This window comes from Streptococcus sp. 1171_SSPC, from assembly GCF_001069335.1.
Lineage (GTDB): Bacteria > Bacillota > Bacilli > Lactobacillales > Streptococcaceae > Streptococcus > Streptococcus xiaochunlingii.
The window spans coordinates 1-9118 of sequence record NZ_JWAK01000032.1 but is presented as its reverse complement, the minus strand read 5'-3'; the positions used below and the strand labels follow the sequence as shown (position 1 = coordinate 9118).

General features: G+C 44.6%; 9 protein-coding genes and 2 pseudogenes. 3 read left to right on the top strand and 8 right to left on the bottom strand.

Features of this window, described 5'->3' with window-relative positions; all coding sequences use genetic code 11:
• Together ADF75_RS10735 and ADF75_RS06185 are read left to right on the top strand one after the other, a co-directional pair.
• Positions 1-306, top strand: a 306-nt coding sequence (locus tag ADF75_RS10735) for a hypothetical protein (RefSeq protein ID WP_048789515.1), incomplete at its 5' end; no start/stop codon positions are given.
• Entirely contained in the window at positions 303-1520 is a 1218-nt protein-coding gene (locus tag ADF75_RS06185) for a transporter (protein ID WP_048789514.1), read from the top strand. The genes ADF75_RS10735 and ADF75_RS06185, both read left to right, overlap by 4 nt.
• 299 nt (positions 1521-1819) lie before the next feature.
• Here ADF75_RS06185 and htpX read toward each other — a convergent pair whose 3' ends face one another.
• Positions 1820-2716 carry a zinc metalloprotease HtpX gene (gene htpX, locus ADF75_RS06180; protein WP_048716550.1) on the bottom strand — a complete coding sequence of 299 codons (897 nt, stop codon included), beginning with the start codon at positions 2714-2716 and terminating at the stop codon, positions 1820-1822.
• Position 2717: 1 nt separating this feature from the next.
• Positions 2718-3278 carry a LemA family protein gene (locus ADF75_RS06175; protein WP_048789513.1) on the bottom strand — a complete coding sequence of 187 codons (561 nt, stop codon included), beginning with the start codon at positions 3276-3278 and terminating at the stop codon, positions 2718-2720.
• 71 nt (positions 3279-3349) lie between these two features.
• On the opposite strand from ADF75_RS06175, the gene rsmG reads away from it, so the two are divergent.
• Complete coding sequence (gene rsmG / locus ADF75_RS06170) at positions 3350-4063, top strand: 16S rRNA (guanine(527)-N(7))-methyltransferase RsmG (protein WP_048789512.1); 714 nt, start codon at positions 3350-3352, stop codon at positions 4061-4063.
• Between the two features lie 28 nt (positions 4064-4091).
• Here rsmG and ADF75_RS06165 read toward each other — a convergent pair whose 3' ends face one another.
• From ADF75_RS06165 to ADF75_RS06145, 6 genes and pseudogenes are all read right to left on the bottom strand, one after another.
• Positions 4092-5012: a carbohydrate kinase family protein gene (locus tag ADF75_RS06165; RefSeq protein WP_048789511.1), complete on the bottom strand. Its 921-nt coding sequence runs from the start codon at positions 5010-5012 to the stop codon at positions 4092-4094.
• 72 nt (positions 5013-5084) lie between these two features.
• On the bottom strand, positions 5085-5840 hold the full coding sequence (locus tag ADF75_RS06160) for an SDR family oxidoreductase (RefSeq protein ID WP_048789510.1): 756 nt from the start codon (positions 5838-5840) through the stop codon (positions 5085-5087).
• 4 nt (positions 5841-5844) lie between these two features.
• Complete coding sequence (locus ADF75_RS06155; protein WP_048789509.1) at positions 5845-6675, bottom strand: energy-coupling factor transporter transmembrane component T family protein; 831 nt, start codon at positions 6673-6675, stop codon at positions 5845-5847.
• A pseudogene (locus ADF75_RS10925) lies at positions 6668-7471 on the bottom strand (energy-coupling factor ABC transporter ATP-binding protein); the annotation flags it as partial. The pseudogene ADF75_RS10925 and the gene ADF75_RS06155, both read right to left, overlap by 8 nt.
• 27 nt (positions 7472-7498) lie before the next feature.
• A pseudogene (locus ADF75_RS10920) lies at positions 7499-8350 on the bottom strand (DUF3744 domain-containing protein); the annotation flags it as partial.
• Positions 8351-9118 (bottom strand): nucleoside phosphorylase (locus ADF75_RS06145; RefSeq protein ID WP_048789507.1); only part of this gene is annotated, 768 nt, incomplete at its 5' end.

The window sequence follows — 9118 nt, the reverse complement described above, 5'->3', positions numbered from 1 at the left end:
AATCCAAAGACAATTGAGAGGCTAGGACTTTTGTCCCAGCCTCTTTTTGTTGAAAATATGCAACATTTTGATTTTCTTGTTTTTGAGGTCTACAATAGAACCATCAAGCAAAGAAAGAAGGTTCCTTCCATGATGACCAAACTAAAAAGATACTTCCTTCATTTGTTTCTCAAGCATACCAGCGTCTACCTAAAAGATCAGAAACTTCTTCTCTCTGAAGAGGAGAAATTGGAGGTCTTTAAACAGATTGTTCGATCCATCAAACAAGTCCTAGCAACTGTTCACACGAAGGGGGAAGGTTTATGAAACTCTTAGCTCGTAATAAAATTTTTGCCTTACTCAGTCTTTCTCGCTTTTTGAATACCCTTGGTGCTGCCATCTACAATCTGGTCTTTGTGGTCTTTGCTGCCAGCATGCCGCAACCGAGTCTGGCAGTTGGCATTGCCAATCTCATTGTGTTTATTCCTAGCCTCTTTAGCATTTTTGTTGGGATGAAGGCTGACCATACGAAGAAAAAAGCTAACTGGTTGATCCGCATCGGCTTTCTCCAAGCCATCCTCTTCATCCTTATTGCTCTCATGACCAAGATTCCGGGTTACCTAGCCTTTTCGATTGTTTGCTTCTTAAACATTGTTTCAGATTGTTTGAGTGATTATCGCGGAGGCTTGCAACTCCCCATCATGAAAAAGAACATCTCTAGCGAGGATTTGATGGAGGCCTACTCCTTCAATCAACTACTTAGTATGGTCTGCTCGATTTCTGGACAGGCCCTAGGGGTTTGGCTGCTAGCTATCAGCCATCAACATTTCGCCCTGGTCGCTTCGATCAATGCAGTGACTTTTCTCCTGTCTTCCACTTGTCTCCTGATGAGAAAAAAGCAGCTGACACATGACCCCGTCATTGAGCCCCAAAATAAGAATTCTTTGGTACACGAATGCCAAGAGATGTACCAGAACTCCAAAAGTATTTTTGCAGATGAGGAGATCCACCACTTTGGCAAGTTGCTCTTCTCATTGGTTCTCATAAATGCCCTAGGGGGGTCCATCTCTGGCATCTACAATCTGCAACTGCTTCACTCCACCTTCTTTCAGTTGAACTTTAGCCAATCCCTCTTGATCTTAGAAGCTGTGACTATTTTAAGCATGGTCTGGGCTAGTCTGACACCCCACGATTATTTTTCCAAGCAAACCCTCCACCATATCCTCCTGTGGATAGCAGGTGGGCTGACTATGCTTGGGCTCACAAATATTCTGGTGCACTGGGATTTCCTTTCCCTTCTACTCATCACTTTCCTTGGCTATCTTGTTGCAAAAATCAACCCAAAAGTTTCCAGTCTTTTAATGAGTAAATTACCCGCTGAAAAATTAGCTTCTACCTCTAGCTTTTTGGGACTGATGGTCAGCTTTGCCATGCCACTTGGGACAGCTCTCTTTTCTAGTCTAGCTATCTGGAGCCTTCCCCTAGCTTGGGGGATCTTTGCTATCCTTGGTTTCACTACCCTCCTCTTAACAACTAAATAAAAAACCCACCATTGGGTGGATTGAGCTTAAAGACAAAATTATCTTTTATACAATTCTATTAACTTCTATAAAGATAAATACTTTTTATTCTTTAGAGTTATTCAATCATCTACTGAAACTTTCCGCCGTGAGAAAAGTGCTAGAAACAAGGTTGTTTCTAGCACTCGGGAGTTTTGGAACCTTAGGTCCAAAACTAAGTCATGGAACTTCATAGAAGTTCGCTGACGTCCGTACTCACCCAAGGAAAGGTTCTAAGATGATTGTGTCTTCAATCTGAATCCACTGTTTGGTGGATTTTTTTACATATTTCTTAATCTTTCAACCCGCTCAGCAATGGGTGGGTGGGTATAAAAGAGCTTTTGAAAGCCGGATTCTTTTTTAGGATCGTTGATAAAGAGAGCACTACTTGCACTATCAACTTCTCGTTGCATAGGCACACTGTTATCCAGCTTCAAAAGAGCATTAATCATCCCTTGAGGATTCCGTGTTAATTCAACACTGGAGGCATCCGCTAGGAACTCCCGTTGACGAGAAATGGCTAACTGAACCAAAGTCGCCGCTAATGGCGCTAAAACGATAGCAATCAAGGAAAGGATCAGAATAATAATTTCTAAACCACTGCCCCCTTCGCGATCATCATCCCGTCTACGGCCACCGCCCCACCACATCATACGGCCACCAATACTAGAGAGCATGGTGATGGCACTAGCAAGGGCAACCGCAATCGTGGAGATGCGGATATCGTAATTGCGAATATGGCTGACTTCGTGTCCGATGACTCCCTCCAATTCCTCACGGTTCATCACAGCTAGAAGACCTGTCGTTGCTGCAACAGCAGCATTTTGAGGATTGGATCCTGTCGCAAATGCATTCATCGAAGGATCATCTACAATATAAACTCGAGGCATAGGGATTTGAGCTACCATAGCCATATCTTGGACAATATGGTAGAGTTGAGGGGCTTGCTCTTCGGTCACCTCACGCGCTCCGTTCATCCGCATGACGACCTCGGTTGATTGGAAAATCATGCTAAAGGCATAAATCCCACCAATAATCAAAGCTAGGATGACGCCACCAAGTGAGGAGCCTAACCAGAGGTAGCCAACGGCTGCTCCGATGAGAGCCAAGAGTATGAAAAAAGCAATAAGGAGAATCCAGGTTCTCCTTTTATTGCTTGCAATTTGGTCAAAGAGCATATTAGTCTCCTAATCCGCTAAAGTCCACCTTTGGTACTGCTTTTTCTTCTTCAGGCACTTGAAGGAACTCGGCTTGTTTGAAGCCAAACATTCCAGCAATCACATTTGTTGGGAAAGTTTCCAACTTGACATTGTAGTTGCTTGTGACACTGTTGTACAATTGACGAGCATAAGAAATTTTGTTTTCTGTGTTAGTCAATTCTTCTTGCAATTGCATAAAGTTGGTGTTGGCTTTCAAGTCTGGGTAGTTTTCAGCCACCGCAAAGATACCTGCCACTTGACGTGAAAGAGCATCACTTGCTGCCATGGCTTCTGCAGGTGAAGAAGCTTGCGCTACTTGTTGGCGAAGTTGAGTCACTTTTGCTAGTGTATCTCCTTCGTACTTGGCATAGCCTTTAACGGTTTCGATCAAGTTTGGAATCAAGTCATTCCGACGTTTCAATTGTACATCAATTTGACTCCAAGCTTCACGAGTCTGCATGCGGCTTTTCACCAAACCGTTGTAAACTCCAACAATTAAAAATGCGAGGACCACAAGGACCCCAAGAATAATCCAAATCATTTTATTGAATTCCTTTCATTTCTTTAGTACCAGTATATCAAATTTCCCTTATTTTGTGGTAAAATTATCTTATGAAACCAGAAGAATTTTATGTCCGTTTAGCCGACCTTGGCTTCCCATTAACTAATCGACAAAAAGAGCAATACGAACGCTATTTCGAGCTCCTCGTGGAATGGAATGAGAAAATTAATCTCACTGCCATCACAGAAAAAGACGAAGTCTATCTCAAGCATTTTTATGATTCTATCGCTCCCATTTTACAAGGTTTGATCGAAAATCAACCCATCCGTCTCTTGGATATCGGAGCTGGTGCTGGCTTTCCCAGCCTACCAATGAAGATCCTATTCCCTGAGCTAGATGTGACCATCATTGATTCCCTCAATAAGCGAATCAATTTCCTTCACTTGCTGGCTGAAGAGTTGGGCTTGAGCGGAGTACATTTCTACCATGGACGAGCTGAGGACTTTGCACAAGACAAGGCCTTTCGTGCCCAATTTGATATCGTAACTGCCCGCGCGGTTGCCCGCATGCAGGTTCTCTCTGAACTGACCATCCCTTACCTGAAAGTAGGGGGACGTCTCCTCGCTCTCAAGGCCAGCAATGCTCCAGAAGAATTGGAAGAAGCCAAAAATGCCCTCAATCTGCTATTTAGTAAGGTTGAAGACAATCTACAATATGAATTACCAAATGGGGATCCACGCTATATCACTCTTGTAGAAAAGAAAAAAGAAACCCCCAACAAATACCCAAGAAAAGCAGGTATTCCCAACAAGCGACCATTATAAGATGATACTAAAAAGAAGCTGACAGTTGTCAGCTTCTTTTTGAATAAACTAATTTTTTTAACTCTTGCTCTAGGGTATGGTAGTGATGGCGTTCTAAATGAACTCCCTTGGTCGCCACAACCATACTTGCAAAACGGTTGGCAAAAGTTAAGGCATTCTCCACATCTAGCCCTTTCAAAGATGCCACTATAAAGGCTCCCAGATGACTATCTCCTGCTCCTACAGTATCAACGACTTCTGTCGGAAATCCGGCCACCTCGTAGAACCTACCATCGTATGCGATCGCTCCTTTTTCTCCCAAGGTGACGATGACTAACTGCCCCGTTCTTTGGTAGAGCTTCTTAGCTGCGTCAGCAATCTCTTCACAAGCCGAAAAAGCCTTGGCTTCTGCCTCATTGACATGGAGAATGGGGTGGAGATCATAGATGGCTTCCAAACGCTCCTCGGGAATCAAGAGTCCTCGAGGTCCTGGTGCAAAGATGACTTGACCTTTGATTTTTGACACAGATTGAATCAGTTCCAATCCAGTCGGCTCTTCTACTTCAAGGCCACAGAGATAAATAAAATCGTAGCTTTCCTGCTCCAGAGACTGGAGCCATTCCTTCTGAAAACTATATTCTACTCCATGATCTGATAAAAAGGACCTCTCACCATCCGACTCAATAAAGCAATAACAACAACCATTTGCTCCGGTTACTGAGATTGGAGTCTGGATACCCAGCCTCTCGAGTTCTGCCTTGACAAAGTCCCCGTAGACACCTGTCCCCACTGGCGAGATGAAATCAACATTTTGACCTAAAGCATGAAGCACTGAAGTGACATTAAAGGCACACCCTCCAAGTGACCAAGTCTGCTCATGGATATGGGCGTCTCCTTCACGACTCGGTAGTCGATCCAGATAGACCATAACATCACAAACAGTTGAACCAATCACTAAGGCTTTTGACATGGTTTTCCCCCTCCTATTCTCTATCCTCAACATGGAAAAATAACCAGCACCGGATCGTACTGGTTAGTAAAACTAATCACCCCGATAGATCGGTTGCGGTCCAAATGTTTGGGAAACCGGCATGATTTCAATGCGGTTGACATTGACATGCTTGGGTTGTTGGATGAGCCAAGCCACAGTGTTGGCAATGTCTTCAGGCTGAATGGCATGGGCATCTCGATAGAGAGCTTCTACCCGTTTTTCATCTCCTTTAAAACGAACCTCCGAAAACTCGGTCCCTTCGCAGAGACCAGGCTCAATATTGGTCACCCGAATTCGTTTTCCAGCTAGGTCCGCTCGTAGGTTTAGAGAGAATTGTTTAACGAAGGCCTTGGAAGCACCATAAACATTGGCCCCTGGATAAGGCACCGTCCCTGCAGTTGATCCCATATTGATGACATATCCATCATTTCGTTCCACCATTTGGGGGAGGATTTTCCGGGTCAAATAGGTCAGACCGATAATATTGGTCTGAATCATGGTCAACCAATCTGCAAGCTCTGCTTCATGAGCTGGGGCGAGGCCTAGGGCCAAGCCAGCATTATTGACCAAAACATCCACTCTCTCCCAAGCTTTTGGCAAACTGGCAAGTGCATGATCCACCTGAGAAAAATCCGTCATATCCATTTGAAGGGGATAAAAAGCTTCTCCCAGCTCTTCTTGAAGAGCCTGTAGTTTTTCAATGCGTCTAGCAGCGCCAATCACGCGATGCCCATCGGCAACTAAGCGGTGACAAATGGCTTGGCCAAAGCCAGCAGATGCTCCCGTTACTAAAATTGTTTCTGCCATTTTCTTACCTCCAAGGATTATAGAAGCGACCTTTGTTTACCCAAATCAGGACGATACTCAAGATCACCATGAAGATTGACCCCAAGATAATCAAGCGATCACGAGTGGTCATCTCCTGATAGGTGTACCAGGTCCGTTTTTTATTTTTTCCAAAACGACGCAGTTCCATGGCCGTAGAGATCGTTTCAATCCGCTCCAAAGAACTAAAAATCAAGGGAGAAATCATCTGAAGATTTCCCTTCACCCGTTGGACAAAGTTGGCCTTTTTGGACAACTCCAAGCCTCTTGCTTCTTGCGAGAGCTTGATAATCTGGTATTCCTCCTGCACATCTGGAATATAGCGCAAGGTCAAGCTCACTGAGTAAGCAATCTTGTAGGACACCCCAATCTGGTTGAGACTCGAAGCAAACTGACTGGGATGGGTGGTCATCAAGAAAATGAGAGCTAAGGGAATGGTACACACATACTTCAAAGCTAGGTTGAAGAGATAAAATAACTCTTGGGCTGTAATACTATATGCCCCTAAACCATCTAGAAGAACTGTCTTTGCTCCATAGATTTCTACCCCATATTGAGGGGCAAAAAGATAGACCATCAAGACATTTAGCAGGGCAAAAGCTAAGGCAAAACTCAGAACAAAGGAGATGTCTTTCAAACGAATGCCTGAGGTTGCAAATAAGGAGAGGGCACCTAGACCAATGACCAACAATAAGCGAGTATCGTAACTCAACATGGCAGCTAATGATACCAACAATAAGAAAAGAAGCTTGCTAGCGCCTGATAGGCGATGCAGAAAACTGGTTCCGGCATGGTAGCCGACTAAGCGATTATTCATGACCTTCCCCCTTCTGATTCATATAAAACTGGGTCAAGGCAAGAGGATCGACACCAAGTCGATTTGCCAAGGCGAAAATAGATGTTTCTTTCAAATTAGCCCGTCTCAAAATTTCTGGTTGGGTCAAGAGCTCTGCCGGTGTCAAATCAGCCAAAACCTGCCCATCCATGACCACGACTGCCCGGTCCGAATAATCCAGCATGAGCTGCATATCATGGGTAATCATGACAATGGTATGGCCTTTTTGATGGAGTTCATCAAGGAAATCCATAATTTCCGTATAGTTTCGTTGGTCCTGACCAGCCGTCGGCTCATCGAGGACCAGAACATCTGGTCCCAAGACAAGGATAGAGGCAATGGTCACCCGCTTTTTCTGGCCATAAGACAGAGCAGAGATCGGCCACTTACGAAATTCGTAGAGACCACAGGTTTTCAAGGCTTGATGGACACGACTTTCGATCTGGTCCTCTGGAACATTTCTCAAGCGAAGACCCAGGGCCACCTCATCAAAAATCATGTTGGTCGAGATCATCTGGTTAGGGTTTTGCAGGACATAGCCCACGCGCTCTGCCCGCTCCTTGACACTATCCCCCTTGATATCCTCTCCCTTTGAGAAATAGGTTCCTTCCGTCTGGATGAAGCCACAAATCGCCTTAGCAAGGGTTGATTTTCCAGCCCCATTTTTACCAACAATAGCCAACCGTTGGCCTTTTGGAATGGTTAGAGAAAGATCTTTTAGAATGGGCTGGCTTTCTCGATAGGCAAAGTTCAAATGACCAAGTTCTAGGATTGTCTCTGCCTCTGCTCCTTTTTCAAAATGAGGAGTTGGGATATCCACTGATAAATCCCCAAGTGGTAATTTTTCTACCTTGTCCAAATGCGGTAGCTTGCTGATATCCTGGCCTAACTGGCGAAGAGTCGTTAAATAGAGGGGTTCACGAATCCCATTTTCAGCCAGCAGTGTGGTCCTCAACAACTCATCTGGGCTCCCATTAAAGAGAACTTGCCCTTGATTGATCAAGATGACCCGATCAATGGGACGGTAGAGTACATCCTCCAAACGGTGTTCGATAATAATGGTTGTCGTCCCCTGCTCTTCATGAATCTGATCAATCAGATCTATGATATCCTGACCCGATTTGGGATCTAGATTAGCCAATGGCTCATCAAAGAGCAGGATCGGACTTTCGTCAATCAGGACACCCGCCAAGCTAACCCGTTGTTTTTGCCCACCAGATAAATCTTGAGGCCGATTGCCCAAGAGCTTGCTCAAATCTAAGCGCTCCGCCCAGGTATGGACCCGGGATTTCATGCTTTCCAGCTCCACCATATCGTTTTCAAGGGCAAAAGCCAAGTCTTCTGCAACACTGAGACCAATAAACTGACCATCTGTATCCTGCAAGACCGTACTGACCAAATGAGATTTCTCATAAATACTGAGATCAAAGGCTTCTTTCCCCTGAATGAGGAATTGCCCACTACTGGTTCCCTTATAGATATTAGGGATAATCCCATTTAAGCACTGGCCAATGGTTGACTTTCCAGAGCCAGATGGCCCGACAATCAGGACCTTTTCCCCCTTATAAATGGTTAAGTTGATATTTTTCAAAGTTGGCTCAGACTGTGCCTTGTATTGGAAGGAAAAATCCTTCAATTCAATCATTGTTTCTTTCATTTAGTTCGCCTTTTCCCATAAGAGCGCAAATTGGATGGCCAAATCCGCGATTCGATCCTTGCTATCTAAATCCTCATGACTAGATAAGGTTCGGATATCCCATTTTTCTTCCGAGAGGTGGTCTGCTGCGTAGAAGAAATGGCAGAGCTCAAAGTCCCGAAAAGCTGCTAAGGCAGCTACTGCAGAACACTCCATATCCACACAGATAGCTCCTGCTTCCATTCGTCGCTTCATCTTGTCGATGGTTTCCCGATAGGGAGCATCTGTCGTCCACACTTTTCCTGACTGATAGGAAACCTTGTGACTATCCAGAAAAGCTTGGAAGAGAGGAAGACTTTCCTTATTTACTTCCACTTCATCACTAGCTGGAAGATAGTGGTAGCTGGTCCCTTCGTCGCGAAGAGCAGCCGTTGGAATGATGATGGAGGTCGCCTCAATATCTTGGTCCAAAACCCCACAGGTCCCAAAGAGCACTAGTTTTTCCATCCCAAATTGAATCAAATCCTCTATAATCCCTACACAGGAAGCAGCCCCAACTGGTGCATTAAAGACAGCAATCTGTTGGTCTTCAATCGTAATCCCATAGACTAAGACTTCAAAGTTGGAAATGGAAGTTCTTGTAATGACCTCATGTTCATAATTTTCAAGGAGACGCGCAAAAGTTACTCTTGAAAAGCAAGAGATGACTACTTTGGGAAATCCTTCAATTGGTTCGTGTCGGTCTTGTGGGTTGATAATCGCCTGTCGATTGGCATCAAATTCTTCTAA